1 protein-coding gene is annotated in these 722 nt (G+C 63.6%); it reads right to left on the bottom strand.

Annotation, left to right across the window (positions count from 1 at the left end):
* Window positions 1–98 precede the first annotated feature (98 nt).
* The coding region (locus tag NW852_RS10205) for a nitroreductase family protein (protein ID WP_414426707.1) at window positions 99–722 on the bottom strand (624 nt) is incomplete at its 5' end.

Raw genomic sequence — 722 nt, 5'->3', positions numbered from 1 at the left:
GAGGCGCTATCCCTCCCCACCCGGGTGGGGAATCCCGCGCCTTACGTTGAAATGGGCTGGGGAACTCCCGCCCACCCAGATGCCCCCGCCCCCCTGTCCTAAAACTCCCGTCCTCGCCCAAAAGCCAGCACCTCCTCCACCCCCAGGCGGGGTTTGCGCGGCAAGTTGCCCGCGGCGGGGTAGCCCACTGCCAGCAGCATCACCGGCACGTAGCGGTCGGCAATCCTGAACTCCCGTTTCACCCCCTCTGGGTCAAAGCCAATCATCGGCCCGCTCACCAAGCCCTTTGCCTGGGCCGCGATCATCAGTGCCATGGCCGCCAGCGCCCCGGAGCGAATTGCCTCATCCCGCGCCAAGGCAGGGTTGTTGGCGTAGGTGGCTTGGGCCATGTTGACCCAGCTTTCCGCCCGTTCCGGAGGGAGGATCCCGGCGGCCACAGCCCTTTGGACAATCTCAGGCAGCTTCTCATAGCCTTTCAGATCCCCCAGGACAATAAACACCACCGCCGCATCCGCCACCTTCTGTTGGTTGTAGGCCAGGGCCTTAAGGCGCTCTTTGTCCTCGGGAGCCGTGACAGCAACAAACCGCCAGTGCTGGATGTTGAAGGAGGAAGGAGCTTCCGTGGCATAGGCCACCAGCTCGCGGATCTCCGCTTCCGATAGAAGCTGGCTGGGATCGAACTTGTCAGCGGAGATGCGCGCTTTTATGGCAGCTAGAGCGTC

This window comes from Synechococcus sp. H60.1 (genome assembly GCF_047462335.1).
Lineage (GTDB): Bacteria > Cyanobacteriota > Cyanobacteriia > Thermostichales > Thermostichaceae > Thermostichus.
This window is presented reverse-complemented; position numbering and strand designations above follow the sequence as displayed.